This window comes from Phytobacter sp. SCO41, assembly GCF_003073275.1.
GTDB classification, from domain to species: domain Bacteria; phylum Pseudomonadota; class Gammaproteobacteria; order Enterobacterales; family Enterobacteriaceae; genus Phytobacter; species Phytobacter diazotrophicus.
On the sequence record NZ_CP027225.1, the window covers coordinates 2,329,849 to 2,352,898 of the forward strand.

Here is a 23,050-nt window from a genome sequence, read left to right on the forward strand (position 1 = left end):
CCTGAATAGACCGGTCGACTAGTAAAGTGGTAAATAAAAACGCCTGTTAAAGAGGCGCTGCAATAATCGTTTTCGCATGGGCCAGCGCACTTTCCAGCGGCACGGCACTGCGTGAAATCTTAGCCTGCAGATTGGCACCCAGCCACAGGGAATAGAGCACCTGCGCCTGGGTCAGCGCATCACCAGTAAAGGTCAGACACTGATCACGGCGGCCGCTTTCCAGCGCCTGTGCCAGTAAGGTGATAATGCCACTGGCACCTTTGTCCATGGCTTCACGCATCGTTTCTGACAGGTCACACACCTCGGCAGAAAGCTTGACGGTCAGGCAGCCGCTGATAATCCCCTGATCACAAAACTGGATCAGTGTCTGCTGATAATACGCGAGCAGGCGATCGCGATAGTTTCCTGCACCTGTGGCAAAATGATCCGTCAAACGCTGGTGATACCCGGCATAATGACGTTCGAGCATCGCAACCCCGAACGCCTCTTTCGAGCGAAAATAGTGGTAGAAAGAGCCCTTCGGCACTTCCGCTGTTTTCAGTAATTCGCTTAACCCCATGCCCGTAAAACCGCGATGCATGCATAAGCGCTCGCCGGTTTCCAGCAGGTGTTCGCGGGTATCGTGTTCAGTATTTCTGCTCATGGGCACAATCTACTAGACCGATTGGTCTATTGCAAGTAGCAATAGATGCGATCTCAATCTTGCAGGTTCCGCGCGCGCAGTCTTCAATAAAGAGAGACGAATACTACAGGAGGCGATGCGTGCCAGAACAACTGGAGTTTTTCCCCGTCCAGAGCCCGTGCCGGGGAATATGCCAGTCAGATGAGCGGGGATTTTGCCGTGGCTGTATGCGCAGCCGCGAAGAACGGTTCAACTGGCAAACCATGAGCGACGCCCAAAAACAGGATGTCCTGCGCCTGTGTCGTCAGCGTTTTCTGCGCAAATTACGGGCGAATAAAGCCCTCCCGCCTGAAGAACCTGAGCAACCTTCACTGTTTTGACGCCATAATTGCGTATACTCATGGCAAATTATTGCTGAGGAAGTGGTTATGGTTCAGAGAATTACCCTTGCGCCGCAGGGACCGGAGTTCTCCCGTTTTGTGATGGGTTACTGGCGACTGATGGACTGGAATATGTCTGCCCGTCAGTTGGTGAGTTTTATTGAGGAGCACCTGGATCTCGGTGTCACCACCGTCGACCATGCGGACATCTACGGTGGTTATCAGTGCGAAGCGGCTTTTGGCGAGGCGCTCAAGCTGGCTCCCCATCTGCGTCAACGCATGGAGATTGTCTCTAAATGCGGCATCGCCACCACTGCCCGTGCTGAGAATGTGCTGGGCCACTATATCACCAGCCGCGATCACATTATCGCCAGCGCCGAACAGTCATTGGTGAATCTGGCGACCGAACGTCTGGACCTGCTGCTCATTCATCGCCCGGATCCGCTGATGGATGCCGATGAAGTGGCTGAGGCGTTTTTGCATCTGCACCAGAGCGGCAAAGTGAGCCATTTTGGCGTGTCGAACTTCACCCCGGCGCAGTTCTCGCTGCTCCAGTCGCGCCTGCCGTTTACCCTGGCGACCAACCAGGTTGAGATTTCTCCGGTTCACCAGCCGCTATTACTGGACGGTACGCTCGATCAACTCCAGCAATTGCGCATTCGGCCGATGGCCTGGTCCTGCCTTGGCGGTGGACGTCTGTTCAACGACGAGGCGTTCCAGCCACTGCGTGATGAACTGGCGAAAGTGGCGCAAGAGCTGAATGCCCAGAGTATTGAACAGGTGGTATATGCCTGGGTGATGCGTCTGCCGTCGCAGCCGCTGCCGATTATCGGTTCCGGAAAAATTGAACGCGTCCGTTCGGCGCTTGGAGCGGCAAGCCTTGAGATGACCCGCCAGCAGTGGTTCCGCATCCGCAAAGCGGCCCTGGGTTACGATGTTCCCTGATAAGCGCTAAGGTGACTTTCCGCTAAATCTTTTTCCCTGGTTTAAACTTACAGGGCAAAAGCCAAAAACGGAGGTCATATGAAGCGTTTTAGTCTGGCAGTGTTGACACTGTTCGTCTGCGCCGGTGCGCAGGCGGCCAGTACCGAAGTGAAGATGAACCTCGTCACTGCCGAGGGGACGGGGCAGTCCGTCGGCACGGTGAACATCAGCGAAACCGATAAGGGGCTGAAATTTACGCCCGATCTAAAAGGACTCCCGCCCGGTGAACATGGCTTTCATGTTCATGCAAAAGGATCGTGTGAGCCTGCGTTGAAAGACGGAAAACCCTCTGCTGCCGAGGCGGCTGGTGGTCACCTCGACCCCGATAAAACCGGTAAACATGAAGGCCCCGAGGGTATGGGGCATTTAGGGGATTTACCGGTGCTGGTGGTTAACAACGACGGTAAGGCGACCGATGCGGTGGTTGCGCCGCGCCTGAAAAAACTCAGTGACGTGAAAGACAAAGCCCTGATGGTTCACGTTGGCGGCGATAACATGTCTGATTCGCCGAAACCGCTCGGCGGTGGCGGGGCGCGTTACGCCTGTGGTGTTATCCGCTAGCGGAATCGGCCAGTGTGCCTGCCGCCGGGGCTTGCTCCAGTTGCGATAACGAGCAATACAATCGCCAGATAAGCGATGCCAGTTCCCGTGCGGCAGGTTGATGATGGCGTGCCAGCGCATCACAAATCCGTTGCAGTTCGCTAAGCGTTGCGGCCAGTGGGCGCTGTTGCACGCCGCGTTCACTCATCACATCGCGTAACAGGCTCAGACAGAGATCCCTGACTTTCGACAAGGGATCTGAGCGTGCCTCCCAGTCGCGCAGTTGCCAGACCACATGCGAACAGTTGAGCAAAACCACTCCCCAGCGTAATAACCAGCGGCGGGCGAGCGCATCTTTGCTGTTACTCAACTGACTAATATGGTGATAAACCACCGACTCAAATTCATGCTCGCTCATCGTCGGCATTCGGCTGAGCTGGTCGACAAAACCTCGCCGAAGCGCACGAATATGACGGCGGCTTTTGCGTGCATCTGACCCTGGGCGCAAAACGGCAAAAGAGAGCCACGCCAGCGCCACGCCGAGAATTTTCGCCAGATCGTCATTTAAAAAATCCGCGAGATCATAGACCGGAGGATTGGTCACCGAAATAAACGATCCCATAAAAACGATCAATTGCCCCCACAGCCCGGCCAGTTTGGGCATTTGGAGCTTGAGCAACTGCATTGTGGTCAACAGTGGCAGCAAAAATAACAAGAACACCCATAAATCGCTGATCTGTACCATCAGACCAAACTTCACGACGAAACTGAATAATGTCAGCAACGCGAGCGTACGTAGAAGAAGCGTCAATGAATTAAACGGGGCGGGAGAAACCGAATAGAGTACGCAACTGATGGCGGCAAGGGTCAGCGCCGCATCGCCGTGCTCCCACTGGCTGGTGATCGTCCAGGCGCCCACCAGACTCAGTGCACAGAAAGTACGTATTCCGCTCCATAGCGCCTCGGCGTTATCGGTAAAGCGCGCCAGAGCACGGCTTCTGGGCAGCGTAAATTCGGTTATCGGGGTGGCATTTTCAAGGCGCGCCAGCCACCGGCTGCTGGCAAGATACAGTCGGCAGAAATAGCGCAAGCGGTGCCAGAAGGCGCGGTGCCGATAGTCGTCGTCATTCACCGGCGCGAGAGGGGCAATAATGCGCGCTACGGTATAAAAGTGCGCACCGGGCCGGGCGAGCTCCGCCAGCAACGTTTCGAGTATTGCTCGCGTATTCTCAGGCGGATGCGGCCAGTTCAATAGCAGTCGGCGCAGGCTGGAGATAACGCTGGTCAGACGTAATTGCTGATGGAGCAGGTGGTTGAGAAGCCGGTTCTGACGACGAAAACGATAGTGGCTCCAGAAGGCCTGGATGCGCAGCAAATTCATGGTCAATATCTGCCCAATCACATTTTCATGGGCGGTGCGGATGGCGTCGGTTATCTCCTGTTGCCAGAGCAGGCTGGCATGTTCGAGCAGGCGGGCGTGCATCTTTTTCAGCGCGCTCAGCAACGCGGTACCGTCAGACGTGCTCGGCATGATCATCATTATCATGCCGCCACAGCAAATCCCCAGCAGCACCTCACAAACGCGCGCCTGGGCGATATCCCACAGTTCGGTGGTGTCCGTAATATTGACCACCGGAAAGGCAATAATCGCGGCGGTGTACCCCGCAAGCTGGAAGGCGTAAGCGACGTTATTACTGAACTGCGCGCAGGCCCAGGTACAAAAACCTATCCATGCGGCCATAGCGAACAGAAACAACCACGGATCGTTAAGCGTATGTCCGGCAATGATCATCGCCGCCGTCGCTCCCAACAGGCTGCCCGCGACGCGACCGAGACTTTTACTGATCACCCCGCCCACGGTCGGAAAACTCACGACGGCGGCAGAAGTCATTGCCCAGTAAGGTTCATCCAGATTGAGGTAATAGGCGACGGTCAGGGCCAGGCACATCGCAATACTGTTGCGCATGGCGTACCGCCACTGAGGGCGCGTCGCGGTAAGCCAGGGCAGGGGAATCGCGATTTTCACTTCGCGCCGCCGATCGATACCGTGCAGGTGGTGCCGGACACCAGTGTCACATCGGCGGGCAGGGAATCGAACTGAATCCGAACAGGCACGCGCTGGGCCAGACGCACCCAGGGCACATTCGGCTTGATGTCTGCCACCAGACCACTGTCGGTCTCGACGCTCTGATCATAAATTGCCCGACCGATACTGGAAACGTGACCCTGTAACGTGAAATTGCCGCTGTAGAGAACGATTTGCGCCGCAGCACCTTCCCGAATATGACGCAATTTTGTCTCTTCGAAATACCCCACCACATAAAAAGAGTGGCTGTCGATGAGTGCAAACAGCGGTTGCCCGGCGGTGGCGTAGTTGCCGGTGCGGGTGGAAAGATTGGTTATCCAGCCATCTACGGGGGCTTTTACCTGCGTTTGTGAAAGTTGCCATTGCGCCTGTTGCAGGGCGGCCTCGGCCGCATTGACGCTCGCCTGCATCGCCTTCACATTGATATTCGCGGTATCGAGATCTTCTGCTGAAATATAATTTTTCGACAAATGGCGGCGACGGTTGGCTTCATTGTTGGCTTTGGAGAGATCGGTTTGCGCGCGCGCCAGTTGCGCCTGGGCATTCAGCACGGCGATTTTGTACGGTGTGTCGTCGATTCGGAACAGAATATCGCCCGCTTTAACCAACTGGTTGTCTTTGATATTCAGCTCAGTAATGCTTCCTGACACTTGCGGGGTGATGCTGACCTGCTCGGCGCGGACTTTACCGTCGCGCGTCCAGGGGGCCTGCATATAGAAATTCCATAACCACCAGCCAGCGGCGAGCGCCACGGCCAGAACCAGTAACGTCGAAAAGTATTTAAGTGATTTCAGGCGCATAGTTACCACATGATCAAAAAGCCGAGAGACAGACTGATTGCGATCACGAAAAGTGAGAGATCCATCAGGATGGGATGCCAGATATCCCCTGCGTACATCCAGTCACGCAGTAAGCGATGCAAAACCAGCCACACCATAAACCCCAGCAGTACTGCTTTAAAGATAGGGGGAAAGTAGACCGAAGCGCCGAAGATCAGGTCCTGCAGGGGAAATTCCGGGGAGCGAATTGTCAGCGTCACAAGCGTTAGTCCTTTACAGAAAGGTTCACCGGTTCGTTTTGACGGCGAAGACCGCCAGACGGAGATATTAAGAATGGGCGAACACGGTGAAGGCAGCAATGCATTTGTTTTACCAATATAAATGCTGCACACTATTCTAAAATGAGTATAATAACTTAGCAAGCTAATTATAAGGAGATGAAATTGGAATCGCCATTAGGTTCTGATCTGGCACGCTTAGTGCGCATCTGGCGTGCTCTGATTGACCATCGCCTGAAACCTCTGGAATTGACGCAAACGCATTGGGTCACGCTGCATAACATTCATCAGCTTCCTCCCGATCAGTCGCAAATTCAACTGGCAAAAGCGATCGGCATCGAGCAGCCTTCGCTGGTGCGTACGTTGGACCAACTGGAAGAGAAAGGGCTTATTTCTCGCCAGACCTGTGCCAATGACCGCCGCGCAAAACGGATCAAATTGACAGAAAAAGCTGACCCGATCATCGAAGAAATGGAAACGGTGATTAAGCAAACGCGGGGCGAAATTCTTTCGGGTATTTCACCGGAAGAGCTGGATTTGTTGATTAGCCTGATTGCCAGGCTGGAACAGAACATCATTGAGTTGCAGTCGCGAGACTAATGCTCAGTTGTAATTAAAAAGCCTCGCATCTGCGAGGCTTTTTTTATCTCTACGTTCAGGTCGTTGCCTGCGAAGGCAGTGATGCCATTAACGCGGGGAGACGGTAACCTGGCGACCATTGCTTGCCAGTGCGACACGCTGGCCGGCGACGAAACGGGAGTTGCCCTGTTTCTGCACAACCATAATGCTGCTGCCATCGTCTTTACGAATTTCCAGCTCCACACCCTGTGATTTATTCATCGCACCCTGCACGCTCTGACCGGCTACGCCACCCGCCACAGCACCCGCCGCTGTTGCAAGAGAACGCCCGGTGCCACCGCCCACGGTGTTGCCCAGGAAGCCACCCAGAACTGCGCCACCCAAAGCGCCGACAACGTTGCTGTCGTCACCGCCCTGGATCTGTACCTGACGAACGTTGACAATGGTGCCGTAAGTGACATTTTGTACTTGTTTGGCTTCTGAAGCGGAATAGACATCTCCGGAAAGAGTACTGTCATTAACACAACCCGCCAGAGTAAATCCAACCAGCGTAACTGCCAGTGCACGTAACATCATCTATGAATCTCCTGTTCACCAAAACATGCTCAGTTGAGCATCCGTCATGGTTAAATTATATGGCATTTAGTCACACCAGGTCACATCTTCTGCCAAAACATAGCAAAAATAATAACAATGATGGATTTAACCGGTCCTAAACAAGCCGATTATAAGCGTCTGCCGCTGTTTTTCCTTCAGTGAGCTCTGATTTGATTGTTAAAAAGTATTTGTAATCGATAGCTTTACAAAACACTTTATGGTGGAGTGAGCGTCTAAAGCCCTGCAACGAGGAAGGCGTATGAAATCGGGTCGCTATATTGGCGTAATGTCGGGAACAAGCCTTGATGGTGTGGATGTTGTGCTTGCCGCTATTGATGACAAGATGGTCGCCCAACAGGCCAGTCTCACCTGGCCGATGCCGATAGCACTGAAAGAGGCTGTTCTGAGCATTTGCCAGGGCCAACCGCTCACCCTGTCGCAACTGGGCCAACTGGATACGCGTCTGGGCAAACTCTTTGCCGAAGCTGTCCTTGCACTGATGGCGCAAGAACAACTCAGTGCAAAAGATATCGTGGCTATTGGTTGCCACGGTCAAACCATCTGGCATGAACCCACCGGCGATGCGCCTCATACGCTGCAAATTGGCGATAACAATCAAATCGCCGCGTTAACCGGTGTGACCGTGGTCGGGGATTTCCGCCGCCGCGATATTGCCCTTGGCGGGCAGGGGGCACCGCTGGTCCCGGCGTTTCATCATGCGTTACTGGCACATCCCATCGAGCGCCGGATAGTGCTGAACATCGGCGGCATCGCCAATATCTCGCTACTTTTCCCGGACAAGCCGGTCCGCGGTTATGACACCGGGCCAGGAAATATGCTGATGGATGCCTGGATTTGGCGTCAACTTGGCAAGCCTTACGATAAAGACGCCCAGTGGGCGAGTGGTGGGAAAGTCGTCCTGCCGCTGCTGCAAAACATGCTCAGCGATCCCTATTTTGCTGCACCCGCGCCGAAAAGCACCGGACGTGAATATTTTAACTATGGCTGGCTTGAGCGTCAGTTGGCTATTTTCCCGGCGCTGGATCCGCGCGATGTCGAAACCACGCTGGTAGAACTGACGGCGGTGACGATTTCCGAACAGGTATTGTTGTGCGGCGGCTGCGAAAGGTTGCTGGTCTGTGGTGGGGGGAGCCGCAATCCGTTGTTGATGGCGCGCCTTTCTGCGCTGCTGCCGGGTACTGAGGTCACCACGACGGATGAGGCGGGAATCAGCGGCGATGATATGGAAGCCCTGGCCTTTGCCTGGCTTGCCTGGCGTACGCTGGCCGGTTTACCCGGCAACTTACCTTCGGTAACGGGGGCATCGCAGGCCAGCGTGCTGGGGGCTATCTATCCGGCTAATCCGCGACAGAATCAGAGTTAACTGACTTTCACCCAGGCTGCGTACCGTTAGACTCCGGGGTTTACGGAGGACGTTATTCGCGTCCCCCATGACCAGGACAGTCTCGGGAAAACCTAATGAAAAGAGTGTTAATCGCCTGCCTGCCCGCGCTTCTCGCCGGGTGTAGTTACTACAACCAGTTTGTTGAGCGCATGAATACGGATACGCTTAACTATCAGTGTGACGAAAAGCCGCTTACGGTGAAATTGAACCATCCCCGCCAGGAAGTGAGCTTTATTTATGACAATACGCCGCTGATCCTCAAGCAAGGTCTGTCGGCGTCCGGGGCACGCTACACTGACGGTATTTATGTTTTCTGGTCGAAGGGTGATGGCGCCACGGTCTACAAGCGCGATCGCATCGTACTGAATAACTGCCAGTTACAAAATCCGCGGCGTTGAGATTTTCGCAAGGGGGGGGCACAATAGCCCCACCTGATAATTCATCTTGCTAACGCCATGTCTGATAACGATCAATTGCAGCAAATCGCGCATTTGCGCCGTGAGTACACCAAAGGCGGCTTGCGCCGTGCCGATCTTCCCTCCGAACCGTTGCCGCTGTTTGAGCGCTGGCTTGGTCAGGCGTGTGAAGCCAAACTCGCCGACCCGACCGCGATGGTCGTTGCGACTGTTGATGAAACCGGTCAACCTTACCAGCGTATTGTGCTGCTCAAACACTATGACGAGAAAGGCCTGGTGTTTTATACCAACCTCGGCAGCCGCAAAGCCCACCAGATCGAGAAAAACCCGGCTATCAGCCTGTTGTTTCCGTGGCACATGCTGGAGCGCCAGGTCATGGTGATCGGTAAAGCTGAGCGCCTTTCTACCCTCGAAGTGGTGAAGTATTTCCACAGCCGTCCACGCGACAGCCAGATTGGCGCGTGGGTCTCGCAGCAATCCAGCCGGATCTCCGCGCGTGGCATTCTTGAAAGCAAATTCCTTGAACTCAAGCAGAAGTTCCAGCAGGGCGAAGTGCCGTTACCCAGCTTCTGGGGCGGCTATCGCGTCAGTATTGAGCAAATGGAGTTCTGGCAGGGAGGCGCGCATCGTCTCCACGACCGTTTTTTATACCAGCGTGAAAATGACGCATGGAAAATTGATCGCCTCGCGCCGTAAACCCTGAAAAATGTTGCGCTAAGCGCTGGTGCTCCTGCATCCGGCGCTTTATTCTATGTAACTTTCGCAACTGGCGAAAAGTCGTGTACCGGCAGAGGTGCAGTCGTTTTAAATGGAGAATTTGATGGCAAGCAGTAACTTGATTAAACAATTGCAAGAGCGCGGGCTGGTAGCCCAGGTGACGGACGAGGAAGCGTTAGCAGAGCGACTGGCGCAAGGCCCGATCGCGCTCTATTGCGGCTTCGACCCTACCGCCGACAGCTTGCATTTGGGGCATCTTGTTCCATTGTTATGCCTGAAACGCTTCCAGCAGGCCGGGCACAAACCTGTCGCGCTGGTGGGCGGCGCGACGGGGCTGATTGGCGACCCGAGTTTCAAAGCCGCTGAGCGTAAACTGAATACCGAAGACACGGTGCAGGAGTGGGTGGATAAAATCCGCAAACAGGTTGCGCCGTTCCTCGACTTCAACTGTGGTGAAAACGCGGCGATTGCGGCCAACAACTACGACTGGTTCGGCAATATGAACGTGCTGACTTTCCTGCGCGATATCGGCAAGCACTTCTCCGTTAACCAGATGATCAACAAAGAAGCGGTGAAACAGCGTCTGAACCGTGACGATCAGGGTATCTCGTTTACTGAGTTTTCCTACAACCTGCTGCAGGGTTACGACTTTGCCTGCCTGAACAAACTGCACGGTGTGGCGCTGCAGATTGGCGGTTCCGACCAGTGGGGGAACATCACCTCCGGTATCGATCTGACCCGTCGCCTGCACCAGAATCAGGTCTTTGGCCTGACCGTTCCGCTGATCACCAAAGCTGACGGCACGAAGTTCGGCAAAACCGAAGGTGGCGCAGTCTGGCTCGATCCGAAGAAAACCAGCCCGTACAAATTCTACCAGTTCTGGATCAATACCGCGGATGCTGACGTTTATCGCTTCCTGAAATTCTTCACCTTTATGGATATTGAAGAGATCAATGCTCTGGAAGAAGAAGACAAGAACAGTGGCAAAGCACCGCGTGCCCAGTATGTGCTGGCCGAGCAGGTGACCAAACTGGTTCATGGCGAAGAAGGGCTGGTGGCGGCAAAACGCATTACCGAAAGCCTTTTTAACGGCAACCTGAGCGATCTCAGCGAGGCGGATTTCGAGCAACTGGCGCAGGATGGCGTACCGATGATCGAAATGGAGAAAGGCGCAGACCTGATGCAGGCGCTGGTAGACTCGGAGCTGCAGCCATCTCGTGGTCAGGCGCGTAAAACCATCGCCTCCAATGCGGTCACCATCAACGGCGAGAAACAGTCTGACCCGGAATATTTCTTCCAGGAAACGGACATTCTCTTCGGTCGTTATACGCTGTTACGTCGCGGTAAGAAGAACTACTGTCTGGTGTGCTGGAAATAACCGGCAGATACGCGAAACATGAAAAAGGAGTGGGAAACCACTCCTTTTTTTATGGCAAAAGCGTGGAAGATTAAATCCCTTCTGCGGCCATAGCGGCGGCAACCGCCGGACGAGAGGCCACGCGTTGCATATAGTTGGCAATATTCCCGGCCTGCGGGAAGTTCAGTTTCACCGCTACCGCCCAGCGCAGTACCGTGAACAGGTATGCATCGGCAATGGAGAAGTTCTCGCCGTTAATCCACTGCTGGTCTGCCAGCGCCGCGTCAACATACTCCAGTTTCTTTTCCAGCAGAGCGCGAGCGGTCGGTTTGAACGCTTCCGGCGTATCCGGACGAAACAGGGGAGTAAACCCTTTATGCAGCTCAGTTGCCACGAAATTCAGCCACTCCAGCGTCTTGTAACGGCTCAGGAAACCTACCGGCGGCAGCAGGTCACTTTTCGGCGCGCTGTCAGCCACATACTGCATAATCGCCACGCCTTCGGTTAACAGGGTGTCGGCATTAATGGCCAGTGCCGGGATCTGTCCTTTCGGGTTGATAGCCAAAAAGTCATCACCATTTTCCAGGCATTTTTTTGCTAAATCCACGCGTGCCAGTTCAAACTCTTTACCTGCTTCGCGCAGAACAATATGGGAAGCCAGTGAGCAGGCGCCTGGTTTATAAAACAGTTTCATTCTTCACTCCGGTGGTTGAATTCGGGCATAGGTTATTACCTGCGGGTATAAAAAAAAAGCCGTTAACGTGCGTTAACGGCTTTCTGCTGAAACTCTGCGCAGTCTTATGCTGTCGCGGTTTCCGACGCTTTGGCGGCTTTATCGCTATCATCACTCTGGGTCATGCGGTTCAGTTTCGGCGCGGCGAGGATCATCAGCGCGGCGATAACAGCAGTCACAATACCGATTTGCAGGAAGACGTGACCGTAGACATCCAGTGACATCAGTGGGTCGGTGACGTTTTCCGGGATAGCCATCTGGTTTGCGACGTAGCCTGCGATGATGTTCGCACCGGCGGTCGTCAGGAACCAGCTACCCATGATAAAGCCCATCAGACGCTGTGGAACGAGCTGTGCCACCATGGCGAGGCCCAGACCGGAAATCATCAGTTCACCGATACTCTGCAGCCCGTAGCTCGCAACCAGCCAGTTTACGGAGACGATACCGGCATCAGAGGCGAACTTCGCACCCAGCGGCAGGATCAGGAATGCACCTGAACACAGCACCATACCGATGGCAAACTTATACGGCATCGGCAGGGTATCGCCCATTTTGTTATAGATAGCAGCCAGGATCGGGCTACCAATAATAATCCAGAACGGGTTCAGCGCCTGGAACTGCTCCGGTTCGAACGTGATACCCAGCAGCGTATGTTCAACGTTACGAATGGCGAAGAAATTCAGCGATGTCGGCATCTGGCTGTACAGGACGAAGAAGACAATGGCCTGCAGCATCAGAATGAAAGCGACGATCATTTTACGACGCGCCGCGCCCTGCAGAGCAAATGTCTCTTTTGCGAAAAGGCACACGATGCACAGCGCAACCACACCCAGCACCATACGTGCGATGCCCTGGTTATGCAGCAGCCATGTGGCGATGGTAATCAGGATAGCAACGCCTACGATGGTAGCCAGCAGGTAGCCCATACGAACCGGCTCGAAGTCAGGTTTAGAACCGTAGTTTTTGACCCAACGCTTGCAGAACGCGAAGTTCACGATGGTGATCAGCAGACCGACGACGCTCAGGGCAAACGCGGTGCTCCAGCCAAATTCTGCAGCCAGCCACGGGGTAGCCAGCATAGAGAAGAATGAACCGACGTTAACAGCCATGTAATACATGGTGAATGCACCGTCGAGACGCGGGTCATCTTTTGCGTAGCAGGTGGAGAGCAGGGAAGACGGGTTGGCTTTAAACAGACCATTACCGACGGCGATCGCCGCCATACCCATATATACGATACTGGCATCGTGACCAGACCACGCTACCAGTGCGTAACCGATGGCCAGCACAATGGCCCCCAGCATGATAACGCGCTTTGTCCCCAGAACTTTATCGCCCAGCCAGCCGCCAATAGCGACAAGACCGTAAACCAGCGCGCTAAAAGAGGAAAACAGGGTAATGGAGTCCGCTTCGGACATACCCAGTTGTTTAACCAGGTAGACAGCCATGATCCCCTGCAGACCATAGAAGCCGAAACGCTCCCACAGCTCGATGGAGAAGATCAAATAGAACGCTTTAGGTTGTTTGAAAGCGTTCAGACTCACACTTTCGGTTGGTTTGTTTGCAGTTGACACATAGACCTCTTTTTTTACATCCCATATTAATGGGGTGATTCGAGACGCGATGCCCAGTATTCATCGCGCTTATAATTATTGCGGGAGGGAAAACGGCGGGTAATGTTCCTGATCCTGGGATTCGAGGCAAGGCTTTTGTAATGATCTGTTACATTTATCTTTAGCGATATTATAATCCAGCGGTGGAAATGTTATTCAGAGTTAAATTTTGCAGGGTAATTAATGGCAGTTTTTTTCACTAATGCAGACCGGTAAAATTTGGTCAAAGGTGATATCTTCTGCTGTTAAGCGGTAATGGCAGTTTATCAGCCTGGTCTGATTATAATTAATGGTCTTATGTGTTGGTTTAAACCCTGCATGACACTCTCTGACCTTGTTTTCGTTCAGCTAAAGATCCTTTTTTTAACACGCTTGCATCAATGTGATAAAAATCACACATCTGTAGAATTTTTTTGTCATAAAAAAACATTGGCTCTGATTAAAAGCTAATAAGCAACAGATAATATGATAAAAATGCGAGTTATGCCGTATAAAGCGCGTTAACAAGAAAACATTACAGGTATGCATTTTTGCTTATAGCAAAGTATGAACAGCAGAACCCATTACTCACGCCTATTGCCTTGTTCATCAGAATGCAGTAGATCAATGTTTTCACGGATTTTTTCCTTTAAATGAGCAAGTCGATGACAGTGTTACGCGATACTGTCAAAATCCTTCTTTCGTAACTCTTTGGAGTCATTTCATGAACGTGCATTCGTGGCTTAACGCACTACATATCATCGCGGCGATAATCTGGATTGGTGGAATTTTTGTCATGGCCACGGCTGCGGCCTGGTGTGCACAGGCGGTGGGCAAAAATGCGCCGACGGCGACAGCGCTGGCGGCATTTGTGCGCAACTGGAGTCGTAAAGTCACCACCCCGGCGATGATCGTGCTGTGGGTCATGGGGCTGGCGATGGTGCTGGCACACGGGCAGATGCCGCATCTGTGGCTGATTCTCAAACTGGTGCTGGTGGTGTTGCTGTCAGGTATTCACGGAATGTTATCCGCAACTTTACGTCGGCTTGCTGGCGGTGAAATCACGAAGGTGCCGGGGATGGTGCCACGCGCCACGACCATCGTCATTGTGGCCGTGGCGGTCATCATTTTGCTGGTTGTCTTTAGACCGTTCTGAGTAAAGCGAATTCAGAGCTCGGTTTTGCTCTCGAATTCGCATAAATCTTCGATAATGCAGGAGCCGCAGCGTGGCTTACGGGCGATGCAGGTATAGCGGCCATGTAAAATCAGCCAGTGATGACAATCGACCTTAAATTCCGCCGGGACGACGCTCAGCAGCTTTTCTTCAACCTGCTCAACGTTTTTCCCCGGCGCGAAGTGGGTGCGGTTACAGACGCGAAAAATATGCGTATCAACCGCAATGGTCGGCCAGCCAAAGGCCGTATTCAGTACCACATTAGCCGTTTTCCGCCCGACACCCGGTAGCGCTTCCAGCGCCGCACGATCTTCGGGCACTTCGCCGCCGTGTTTTTCCACCAGAATACGGCAGGTCTTAATGACGTTTTCTGCTTTGGTATTAAACAGACCAATGGTCTTAATATAGGATTTGACGCCCTCGACACCCAGCTCCAGCATGGCGTGCGGGGTATTGGCAACCGGGTAGAGCAGGGCTGTTGCCTTGTTCACGCTGACGTCGGTTGCCTGCGCAGAAAGCAGGACCGCAATCAGCAGTTCAAAGGGTGAGTTGAAGTTAAGCTCTGTCGTCGGGTGCGGATTGGCATCCCGCAGGCGGGTGAGGATCTCCCGTCGCTTTGTTTTGTTCATCAGGCCTTCCCGGGCACCGTGTGGGCAGTTTCGTCGGCAACGGTCGCTGCGCGACGTTTCTTCGTTCTCTCGTCAATCAGATATTTAATAGCCAGCAGCATGCCAAGGCCGATAAATGCCCCCGGCGGCAGCATGGCCAGCAGGAAGGACGAGTCCGTATGAAACACTTCAATACGCAAAACTTTCGCCCAGTTGCCCAGCAAGCCATCCGCGCCGTCAAATAAGGTTCCGTTGCCGAGGATTTCACGAATCGACCCTAGTGTAAACATGGTGCAGGTTGCCCCCATGCCGATGGCAAAGCCATCAAGGGCAGACAAGCCCGGGCTTTTTTTGGCAGCAAACGCCTCCGCGCGCCCCACCACGATACAGTTGGTGACGATCAGCGGAATAAAGATACCGAGCGACTGATACAAACCGTAGGCATAGGCGTTAATCAGCATCTGGACGATGCTCACCACGGAGGCGATGATCATTACGTAAATAGGAATTCGGATTTCAGACGGCGTCCAGTGACGTACCAGTGAAATCGTAAAATTGGTCAGCGTCAGCACAAGCGTAGTGGCAAGGCCAAGGCCCAGCGCATTGGTCGCGGTGGAGGTCACCGCCAACAGCGGGCACATACCTAATAACTGAACCAGCGCGGAGTTATTCTTCCACAACCCCTGGACAATAATGTCTTTAATTTCGCTCATGGTTACTCTCCACAGGTCGGTAAACTGGAAAGTTGCGCGGGCAGCGTCGGCGCGTACAATCCGGCGCGTTTCACCGCATTGACCACCGCTCGCGGGGTAATGGTCGCTCCGGTGAACTGATCAAAATCGCCGCCGTCTTTCTTCACTGCCCAGTGCGGGTCATTGGCCCCTGCGATTTTCTTGCCCGTGAAATGGGTGATCCAGTCAGAAATACGCAACTCTATTTTATCGCCCAACCCCGGCGTTTCGTGATGCTCGGTCACGCGGGTGCCAAGAATGGTACCGTTAAAATCGGCGCCTACCAGTAGTTGAATAACGCCGGAATAGCCGTCGGGTGCCGTCGCTTCAATGACCGCAGCGACCGGCGTATCGTCTCTACGGGCTATATAGACTTTATGTTTGCCTTTCCCCAGCGCCGGGTCATCGACCAGATAACAGCTCTCCTGCAAGGCGTTATTATAGATGTCGCCAGGCAATACCTGACCAAACAATGCCTTTTGCTGCTGCACCGCCTGGTCGGCAATGGTCGATTTGGTCAACTGGTGAATTGCTGCTGTCATTCCGGTTGAGGCCGCCGCGAACAGCGTCAACGTCATGCCGTATTTACGCATGGTATCTAGCATGGCGACTCCTTAACGATGGCCGTACACGCGTGGGCGTGTGAAGTAATCAATTAATGGCACGGTAATGTTTGCCAGCAGCACGGCGAAGGCCACGCCGTCCGGATAACCGCCAAAACTACGGATAAGCCAGACCAGTAATCCCGCAAGGGCGCCGAAAATCAGGCGGCCTTTATTGGTTGTCGAGGCGGTAACCGGGTCGGTCAGAATAAAAAACGCGCCCAACATAGTGGCACCCGAGAGCAGATGCAGTTGCGGCGACGCCAGACTTTGTGGTGAGAAAATCCAGCCCAGCGTTGAACAGACAGTCAGCGAAACCAGGAAGGCTACCGGGATATGCCAGCGAATGGTTTTCTGCCACAGCAGGAAGATACCACCCAGCAGATACCCCAGATTGACCCACTGCCAGCCCGCGCCCGCCAGCACGCCGCTGTAAATGGCCGATTTGAGGATCTCATCGACCGGATGCCCGGCATGAAGCGATGTTTTAAAGGTATCCAGCGGTGTTGCCTGGCTGATGCCATCAATCCCCATCCGCAGGCTATCCATCGTATGTCCGGTGGCTGCATGTCCAGTGAAGATGATTTGTACGGCATCCATCAGGCCTGGAACCGTTTTGGCTATCTCAAAAGGCGGTAACCAACTGGTCATCTGCACCGGGAAGGAGATCAGCAGGACCACATAGCCGATCATTGCAGGGTTAAACGGGTTATGCCCAAGGCCGCCATAGAGTTGTTTAGCAATGATAACCGCGAACACCGTGCCCAGCACCACCATCCACCAGGGGGTAAAGGGCGGAACGCTGACCGCCAACAGTAAACCGGTCAACAGGGCAGAGTTGTCCCCGAGGATGGCCCCGATTTGTTGTTTACGCAGCCGTAATACCAGCGCTTCCGCCGCCAGCGCACTCACGCAGGCAAGGATAATCTGCAACAACGTTCCCCAGCCGAAGAACCAAAGTTGTGCTGCAATACCGGGCAGGGTCGCAAGCACGACCAGCAGCATAATGCGCGATGTCTGGCGCTGATTATGGGTATAAGGGGAACTGGCAATTCTGAAAACCATTTAATCCTCGTTAACTGCTTGCTGTGCGGCTTTTTTTGCCTGAACCCGGGCGATAGCTGCCGCTACGGCCGCTTTTCGGGGATCGTCATTGGCGGCAGGGGCTGGTGCGGCCTGCTGTTGTAATTTTTTGGCTTTTGCACGCGCGATGGCAGCTTCGACGGCTGCCTTACGCGGATCGACAGGTTCAGCGGCAACGGGGGACGGGGTTTCCACCGGCACGACGACGTCGCTGGCGCCTTGCTGTTGCAATTTTTTGGCTTTTGCCCGCGCAATAGCGGCTTCGACGGCTGCCTTACGCGGGTCGACAGGTTCAGCGGCGACGGGGGCCGGGGCTTCCACGGGCACGACGACGTCACTGGCCGCTTGCTGCTGCAATTTTTTGGCTTTTGCCCGTGCGATAGCGGCTTCGACGGCTGCCTTGCGCGGGTCGACAGGTTCAGCGGCGACGGGAGCCGCTTGCGTGTCTGTGGCTCCGGCTTTACGGGCTTTAGCGCGTGCAATCGCCGCTTCGACGGCAGCTTTACGCGGATCGACAGCTTCGCTGGCGACAGCGATACTTTCCGGCACATCTTGTTGCTGCGCTTTTTCTGCCTGACGTGCGCGCGCCTGCGCCTTACGCGCCTCGCGGGCGGCAATCACCTCAGTGTTATCCGGTACGCTTCCGGCCTGAACCACGATAGGTTGCGCGCTGGTGGCCTGTTTTTCACGCACGCGGGCGAGGGCTGCGTCAATTGCCTGCTGATCTTTTGCGGCAGGCTGGACGGCGGCTTTTTTGTGGCGTTCAGCGCGAGCGGCTTTTTCCCGCTCCAGGCGTGCCTGACGCGCCTCAAAGCGCGCTTTAGCTTCGGCGTTGCGCTTTTCTTCCTGCGCAATGGCGTAAATCTCGGCTTTTTCCTGACGGAAATACTGGACCAGCGGGATATTACTTGGGCAGACCCACGCGCAGGCACCGCACTCAATGCAATCGGACAAATTGTGCGCAGTGGCTTTGTCATGCTGCTGGCCTTTACTGAACCAGTAAAGCTGCTGCGGCAGCAGATCCGCCGGGCAGGCATCGGCACAGGCGCTACAGCGAATACAGCCTTTCTCTTCCTGCTGCTCACCCATTTCACTGGCCGAGGGCGCCAACAGGCAGTTGGTAATTTTCACCACCGGAACATCAAGCCAGGGCAGGGTAAAGCCCATCAGTGGCCCACCCATAATGACCAGTTGTTCAGCGGAGGGACAAAAACCGGCATGTTCCAGCAAGTGACGCACCGGTGTCCCCAGACGTGCCCAGACGTTTCCTGGTTTGCTGACGCTCTCACCGGTCAGTGTTACCACACGTTCGGTGAGAGGTTCGCCGTCGATAATGGCCCGCTTAATGGCATAAGCGGTGCCGACGTTTTGCATCAGCACACCAATATCAGATGAACGACCACCGTGCGGAACCTGCTTGCCGGTCAGAATCTGAGTCAGTTGTTTTGCACCGCCGGACGGGTATTTAGTCGGGATGACGCGTAGCTGGATGTCATGTGAACCCGCCAGCACCGCACGCAGCATGGAAATGGCCTGCGGTTTGTTATCTTCAATACCGATCAGCACCTGGCGCGGTTGCAGAATATGCATCAGGATGCGCACACCTTCGACTATCTGTGCGGCGCAGTCCTGCATCAGGCGGTCATCAGCGGTGATATAGGGTTCGCACTCGGCGGCATTGATAATCAAGGTCTCGATAAGATCGCCGCCACTTTTCAGCTTCGCGCCGGTCGGGAAACCCGCACCGCCCAGCCCGGCAACGCCAAACTGATGTATACGCTCAATCAGCGCGTCGCGATCGCGAGAGCGATAATCGCTCCAGCCGTCACGTTCAATCCAGCGATCTTCTCCGTCAGCCTCAATAATGACGCTCAGTTCGGGCAGGGCAGAGGGATGCGCGGTAGAGTGGGGGGCAATGGCGACAATATTACCGGAGGTTGGCGCGTGGACTGGCAACATCCGCCCGCGACCACGGGTCAGCGGTTGACCACGTAGCACGCTGTCGCCCACGTTGACGCACAGTTCACCCTCAGCGCCGATATGCTGTTTTAACGGTATAACAAATCGCGTCGCCAGCGGAAGCTGGCGCAGCGGTGTACCACTGGACTGTGTTTTCATCTCCGGCGGATGGATACCGCCGTGGAAATCCCACAGTTTGTCTTTGCGAAAAGCAGAAAATAACTTAAGCATGTTGTTCCACGGGAATGATGCGCACGGGAATGGCCTGCAGGTCCCATTTCCAACTGGCGGTGGTCGTCTCCACCGGACGCAGTTCAATACACTGCGTCGGGCAGGGATCCACACAGAGGTTACAGCCGGTACAGAGATCACTCATTACCGTGTGCATGGCGCGGGTCGCGCCGACAATGGCGTCGACCGGACAGGCCTGAATACATTTGGTGCAGCCGATGCAGTTCGCTTCATCAATAATGGCGAGCATGCGTACCGGTTCGGGCACGACGACGTCACCGTCGATAGGCTGCGGCTCCACATTTAACATTTCGGCGATTTTTAGCATCACCGCTTCACCGCCGGGTGCGCAGCGGTTAATTTTCTCGCCCTGCAGGCCAACGGCCTCGGCATAAGGGCGGCACCCAGGGTAACCGCACTGTCCACACTGGCTCTGCGGCAAGAGATCGTCAATTTTCTCAACGACGGGATCGTCTTCTACCGCGAAACGACGCGAGGCATATCCCAGTACGACACCAAACAACAACCCGAGCACGCTCAGGGCCGCGATGGCAATCCAGATTGCATTCATTACAACTTCACCAGACCACTAAAGCCCATAAAGGCCAGAGACATCAAACCGGCGGTAATGAGGGCAATCGCATTACCGCGAAACGGTGCGGGCACATCGGCGACGACAAGACGTTCACGGATGGCGGCAAACAGCACCATGACCAGAGAAAACCCGACGGCAGCGGAAAAACCGTACAGCGCGGATTGCAGGAAATTATGCCCGAGGTTGATATTCAGCAATGGCACGCCCAGCACCGCACAGTTAGTGGTGATAAGCGGCAGAAAAATCCCCAGCAGGCGATACAGCGCCGGGCTGGTTTTGCGCACCACCATTTCGGTGAACTGCACCACCACGGCAATAACCAGGATAAACGCCAGTGTACGCAGATAGATGAGATCCAGCGGAATGAGCAGCCAGGTATCGATTACCCACGCGCAGATAGACGCCAGCGTAATAACGAACGTTGTGGCAAGCCCCATGCCCATCGCGGCTTCGAGCTTTTTCGAAACCCCCATGAACGGGCACAGGCCAAGAAATTTCACCAGTACGAAATTATTGACCAGAACGGTTCCGATAAATAGCAGCAGATAGTCTGTCATTATTTGGCCTGAAATAAAAAAAGCCGCCTATTATCGGTCAAACAGCACCGGGCGACAACAGGATAACTGTAAGGTTATTACGGGTTCACAAAGGTCGCTTTGACCCGCTGCGATCGCTTGAAATAGGGCACGATCAGCGCGGCGGCGAGTAATGCCGATAAAAGCCCGCGTACCGCCACATCGTCAGAAACAGGGGAGAAGGCAAAAGCTTTTAGCGCCAGCAGCACGCTAATCAGTAACCAGATAATCATATGTTTCAGGACACTACGGCGGCGTTTAAAAAAGGCGATAATCAGCCATAGCGTGTAATACCAGACGCCTGCCGCCAGGGCAAAAGAGGCAAACCAGGTCAACAGTTCCGCCAGGGGCCGTACACCGATAGCGGCAATGACCAGCGGAACCTGAGTTTTAGCGACATCCAGGAGACGTAACGTCTGGCCCAATAACGCGACCAGCAACCAGGCTAAAGGCGCAAGCAGCCAGCCGCCGATTCTTTCTGCAGGTGTCGTTATCATGCTTGTTCCTCACAGGCGGTCACTGATTTATCGGCCGAGGAGTATAAAGCATTATGCGCCAGATGCCAGTGGCGTTATTGCACGTAATGCCACACGGACTTTGGTACACGGCCAATATCGAACAACCGACCACCGGAAACCAGCTCAGCCCGGCGATGATCCGCGGCGCGATACATGTTAATGATTTCTTCGTTGTCGGTCAGTGTGTAGTTAAGGTGATCGAACAATTTTTCCAGACTTTCAAGTGAGCTGATTTTGCGGAATTTTAATAAATAATCCTGAACGGTCATTTTAAGCGTTATCCATGTTATAAAAAGGCATTAATACATTCGCGGGTAATTCGTTCGAATAATAGTCGGGCTTATCAGGACGTAAATTGTCTCTGAATGTATCGCCATGAAATTAGGAATTTTCTTTAAGGTTAAATGGATGCCAGAACGGCATCCGTCAAGAAGATTAGCGCTCTTCGCCACGCCTGGCAATACGCAACGCAGTACCATAATTAGGTATACCCGCGTTCGCTTCGCATTTTATTTTTTCTGCGCGACGATACTCTGTTCCGGCGGCTGGTAATTATCGATATGACTGGCGAACACCAGAAGAACGGTCGAAACACCCAATACAACCCAGCCTGTTAATTCAATAATCCGATTGATGATAGTGGCCATAACTCTACAACTCCCTCAGGTCTGATTTGGGATGTTACCTGGGCGAACAGCGGACGACAAGGGACCGACGCCTGTTTTTGGAAAATTCCGTATCATTAAAGTAATTGCATGAGGAACCCTGTTTTCACGGTTAAATTCCTTAAGCGCATATGTCGCTGTTGTCCCTGAAAGAGAGATGGTGTGAAATACACGTTCCAATAACGAGAGGCCGCTTTATGAATGACAATATCCGTGTCGGACTAATTGGTTACGGCTATGCCAGTAAAACTTTCCATGCGCCGTTGATTGACGGCACGCCGGGAATGGAACTGGCGGCAATCTCCAGTAGCGATGAGTCGAAAGTGAAGGCGGACTGGCCGGCAGTGTCGGTCGTATCAGAACCGAAACATCTATTTAATGATCCGAAAATTGACTTAATCGTCATCCCCACGCCTAACGACACCCATTTTCCGCTCGCCAAAGCCGCGCTGGAAGCGGGCAAGCATGTCGTCGTGGATAAACCCTTCACCGTGACGTTGTCACAAGCAAGGGAACTGGATGCGCTGGCGAAAAGCTGTGGCCGCGTGCTGTCTGTGTTTCATAACCGGCGCTGGGATAGTGACTTCCTGACGCTGAAAGCCTTGCTGGCCGATGGCGCGTTAGGCGAGGTGACCTTTTTCGAATCACACTTTGACCGTTATCGCCCGGAAATTCGTAACCGCTGGCGTGAACAGGCGGGTCCGGGAAGCGGTATCTGGTACGATCTGGCCCCGCATTTACTGGATCAGGCCGTCAACCTGTTTGGTCTGCCTGTCTCGCTGACGGTGGATCTGGCGCAACTGCGTCCAGGCGCACAGGCGACAGATTATTTCCATGCGGTGCTCTCTTACCCGCAGCGCAGAGTTATTCTGCATGGCACGATGCTGGCCGCGGCGGAATCAGCGCGTTATATCGTGCACGGTACCCGTGGTAGCTACGTGAAGTTTGGTCTCGATCCGCAGGAAGAGCGCCTGAAATCGGGCGCAAAACTGCCGCAGGAAGACTGGGGATACGATATGCGCGACGGGGTCTTAACCCGAGTCAATGGCGATGCCCGTATTGAAGAAACCTGGCTCACGGTGCCGGGTAACTATCCGGCCTATTATGCGGCTATTCGTGACGCGTTAAACGGTGCGGGAGAAAACCCGGTTCCGGCAAGCCAGGCCATTCAGATAATGGAACTTATTGAATTGGGTATTGAGTCGGCAAAACATCGCTCAACGCTCAATCTGACCTGAATAAAA

General features: G+C 54.1%; 27 protein-coding genes. 10 read left to right on the forward strand and 17 right to left on the reverse strand.

Annotated features, from left to right (window positions below):
* Positions 1–46: 46 nt before the first annotated feature.
* Complete coding sequence (locus tag C5523_RS11385) at positions 47–643, reverse strand: TetR/AcrR family transcriptional regulator (protein WP_041851557.1); 597 nt, start codon at positions 641–643, stop codon at positions 47–49.
* 119 nt (positions 644–762) lie between these two features.
* Here C5523_RS11385 and C5523_RS11390 point away from each other — a divergent pair, with 119 nt between their 5' ends.
* From C5523_RS11390 to sodC, 3 genes are all read left to right on the forward strand, one after another.
* Entirely contained in the window at positions 763–1,002 is a 240-nt protein-coding gene (locus C5523_RS11390; RefSeq protein WP_041851556.1) for a DUF1289 domain-containing protein, read from the forward strand.
* 48 nt (positions 1,003–1,050) lie between these two features.
* Entirely contained in the window at positions 1,051–1,947 is an 897-nt protein-coding gene (locus tag C5523_RS11395; protein ID WP_079498089.1) for an aldo/keto reductase family oxidoreductase, read from the forward strand.
* Between the two features lie 78 nt (positions 1,948–2,025).
* Entirely contained in the window at positions 2,026–2,547 is a 522-nt protein-coding gene (gene sodC, locus C5523_RS11400; protein WP_079498088.1) for a superoxide dismutase [Cu-Zn] SodC, read from the forward strand.
* On the opposite strand, the gene C5523_RS11405 is transcribed toward sodC, so the two are convergent.
* From C5523_RS11405 to C5523_RS11415, 3 genes are read right to left on the reverse strand one after another with little or no spacing between them, the layout of a single operon-like run.
* The gene (locus C5523_RS11405) at positions 2,537–4,552 is read right to left on the reverse strand and encodes an FUSC family protein (protein ID WP_369944877.1); all 2,016 of its coding nucleotides are present in this window, start codon (positions 4,550–4,552) and stop codon (positions 2,537–2,539) included. The two genes, sodC and C5523_RS11405, sit on opposite strands and share 11 nt — an antisense overlap.
* Entirely contained in the window at positions 4,549–5,412 is an 864-nt protein-coding gene (locus C5523_RS11410) for an HlyD family secretion protein (protein ID WP_041851552.1), read from the reverse strand. The genes C5523_RS11405 and C5523_RS11410 overlap by 4 nt, the downstream gene beginning before the upstream one ends.
* Before the next feature lie 2 nt (positions 5,413–5,414).
* The gene (locus C5523_RS11415) at positions 5,415–5,651 is read right to left on the reverse strand and encodes a DUF1656 domain-containing protein (protein WP_041851551.1); all 237 of its coding nucleotides are present in this window, start codon (positions 5,649–5,651) and stop codon (positions 5,415–5,417) included.
* A 177-nt stretch (positions 5,652–5,828) separates the two neighbouring features.
* On the opposite strand from C5523_RS11415, the gene slyA reads away from it, so the two are divergent.
* The gene (slyA, locus tag C5523_RS11420) at positions 5,829–6,269 is read left to right on the forward strand and encodes a transcriptional regulator SlyA (RefSeq protein WP_041851550.1); all 441 of its coding nucleotides are present in this window, start codon (positions 5,829–5,831) and stop codon (positions 6,267–6,269) included.
* A gap of 87 nt (positions 6,270–6,356) precedes the next feature.
* Here the strand turns inward: slyA and slyB are convergent, their stop codons facing one another.
* Positions 6,357–6,824 (reverse strand): outer membrane lipoprotein SlyB, encoded by a 468-nt coding sequence (gene slyB / locus C5523_RS11425; protein WP_071195338.1) that lies wholly within the window; start codon positions 6,822–6,824, stop codon positions 6,357–6,359.
* A 280-nt stretch (positions 6,825–7,104) separates the two neighbouring features.
* On the opposite strand from slyB, the gene anmK reads away from it, so the two are divergent.
* The 4 genes from anmK to tyrS all read left to right on the forward strand — a co-directional run bounded on the left by anmK (position 7,105) and on the right by tyrS (position 10,761).
* Positions 7,105–8,229: an anhydro-N-acetylmuramic acid kinase gene (gene anmK, locus C5523_RS11430; RefSeq protein ID WP_041851548.1), complete on the forward strand. Its 1,125-nt coding sequence runs from the start codon at positions 7,105–7,107 to the stop codon at positions 8,227–8,229.
* A gap of 95 nt (positions 8,230–8,324) precedes the next feature.
* The gene (gene mliC / locus C5523_RS11435; protein WP_041851547.1) at positions 8,325–8,648 is read left to right on the forward strand and encodes a C-type lysozyme inhibitor; all 324 of its coding nucleotides are present in this window, start codon (positions 8,325–8,327) and stop codon (positions 8,646–8,648) included.
* Positions 8,649–8,705: 57 nt separating this feature from the next.
* The gene (gene pdxH, locus C5523_RS11440; RefSeq protein WP_041851546.1) at positions 8,706–9,362 is read left to right on the forward strand and encodes a pyridoxamine 5'-phosphate oxidase; all 657 of its coding nucleotides are present in this window, start codon (positions 8,706–8,708) and stop codon (positions 9,360–9,362) included.
* A 124-nt stretch (positions 9,363–9,486) separates the two neighbouring features.
* Positions 9,487–10,761, forward strand: coding sequence for a tyrosine--tRNA ligase (gene tyrS / locus C5523_RS11445; RefSeq protein WP_041851545.1), 1,275 nt, complete (start codon positions 9,487–9,489; stop codon positions 10,759–10,761).
* Between the two features lie 70 nt (positions 10,762–10,831).
* Here tyrS and gstA read toward each other — a convergent pair whose 3' ends face one another.
* Complete coding sequence (gene gstA / locus C5523_RS11450; protein ID WP_041851544.1) at positions 10,832–11,434, reverse strand: glutathione transferase GstA; 603 nt, start codon at positions 11,432–11,434, stop codon at positions 10,832–10,834.
* A 104-nt stretch (positions 11,435–11,538) separates the two neighbouring features.
* A complete protein-coding gene (dtpA, locus tag C5523_RS11455; protein WP_041851543.1) occupies positions 11,539–13,047 on the reverse strand; it encodes a dipeptide/tripeptide permease DtpA in 1,509 nt (502 codons plus the stop codon).
* Positions 13,048–13,789: 742 nt separating this feature from the next.
* Between dtpA and C5523_RS11460 the strand changes: the two genes are divergently transcribed.
* A complete protein-coding gene (locus C5523_RS11460) occupies positions 13,790–14,221 on the forward strand; it encodes a CopD family protein (protein ID WP_041851542.1) in 432 nt (143 codons plus the stop codon).
* Positions 14,222–14,232: 11 nt separating this feature from the next.
* Here the strand turns inward: C5523_RS11460 and nth are convergent, their stop codons facing one another.
* The 10 genes from nth to blr all read right to left on the reverse strand — a co-directional run bounded on the left by nth (position 14,233) and on the right by blr (position 21,788).
* Positions 14,233–14,868 carry an endonuclease III gene (gene nth, locus C5523_RS11465; protein WP_041851541.1) on the reverse strand — a complete coding sequence of 212 codons (636 nt, stop codon included), beginning with the start codon at positions 14,866–14,868 and terminating at the stop codon, positions 14,233–14,235.
* Positions 14,868–15,560 (reverse strand): electron transport complex subunit E, encoded by a 693-nt coding sequence (locus C5523_RS11470; RefSeq protein WP_041851540.1) that lies wholly within the window; start codon positions 15,558–15,560, stop codon positions 14,868–14,870. Before C5523_RS11470 ends, nth begins: the two co-directional genes overlap by 1 nt.
* A gap of 2 nt (positions 15,561–15,562) precedes the next feature.
* A complete protein-coding gene (gene rsxG, locus C5523_RS11475) occupies positions 15,563–16,183 on the reverse strand; it encodes an electron transport complex subunit RsxG (protein WP_041851539.1) in 621 nt (206 codons plus the stop codon).
* Between the two features lie 9 nt (positions 16,184–16,192).
* Entirely contained in the window at positions 16,193–17,245 is a 1,053-nt protein-coding gene (gene rsxD / locus C5523_RS11480) for an electron transport complex subunit RsxD (RefSeq protein WP_079498079.1), read from the reverse strand.
* Positions 17,246–19,453 carry an electron transport complex subunit RsxC gene (rsxC, locus tag C5523_RS11485; protein WP_108701129.1) on the reverse strand — a complete coding sequence of 736 codons (2,208 nt, stop codon included), beginning with the start codon at positions 19,451–19,453 and terminating at the stop codon, positions 17,246–17,248. It abuts the gene before it with no gap.
* A complete protein-coding gene (gene rsxB, locus C5523_RS11490; protein WP_041851536.1) occupies positions 19,446–20,024 on the reverse strand; it encodes an electron transport complex subunit RsxB in 579 nt (192 codons plus the stop codon). The genes rsxC and rsxB overlap by 8 nt, the downstream gene beginning before the upstream one ends.
* Positions 20,024–20,605: an electron transport complex subunit RsxA gene (rsxA, locus tag C5523_RS11495; RefSeq protein WP_079498076.1), complete on the reverse strand. Its 582-nt coding sequence runs from the start codon at positions 20,603–20,605 to the stop codon at positions 20,024–20,026. The genes rsxB and rsxA overlap by 1 nt, the downstream gene beginning before the upstream one ends.
* A 77-nt stretch (positions 20,606–20,682) precedes the next feature.
* Complete coding sequence (locus tag C5523_RS11500) at positions 20,683–21,120, reverse strand: DUF2569 domain-containing protein (protein ID WP_041851534.1); 438 nt, start codon at positions 21,118–21,120, stop codon at positions 20,683–20,685.
* Between the two features lie 74 nt (positions 21,121–21,194).
* On the reverse strand, positions 21,195–21,410 hold the full coding sequence (gene ydgT / locus C5523_RS11505; protein WP_041851533.1) for a transcription modulator YdgT: 216 nt from the start codon (positions 21,408–21,410) through the stop codon (positions 21,195–21,197).
* Between the two features lie 240 nt (positions 21,411–21,650).
* The gene (gene blr, locus C5523_RS11510) at positions 21,651–21,788 is read right to left on the reverse strand and encodes a division septum protein Blr (protein ID WP_041851532.1); all 138 of its coding nucleotides are present in this window, start codon (positions 21,786–21,788) and stop codon (positions 21,651–21,653) included.
* A 215-nt stretch (positions 21,789–22,003) separates the two neighbouring features.
* Here blr and C5523_RS11515 point away from each other — a divergent pair, with 215 nt between their 5' ends.
* Positions 22,004–23,044 (forward strand): oxidoreductase, encoded by a 1,041-nt coding sequence (locus tag C5523_RS11515; protein ID WP_041851531.1) that lies wholly within the window; start codon positions 22,004–22,006, stop codon positions 23,042–23,044.
* Positions 23,045–23,050 lie beyond the last annotated feature (6 nt).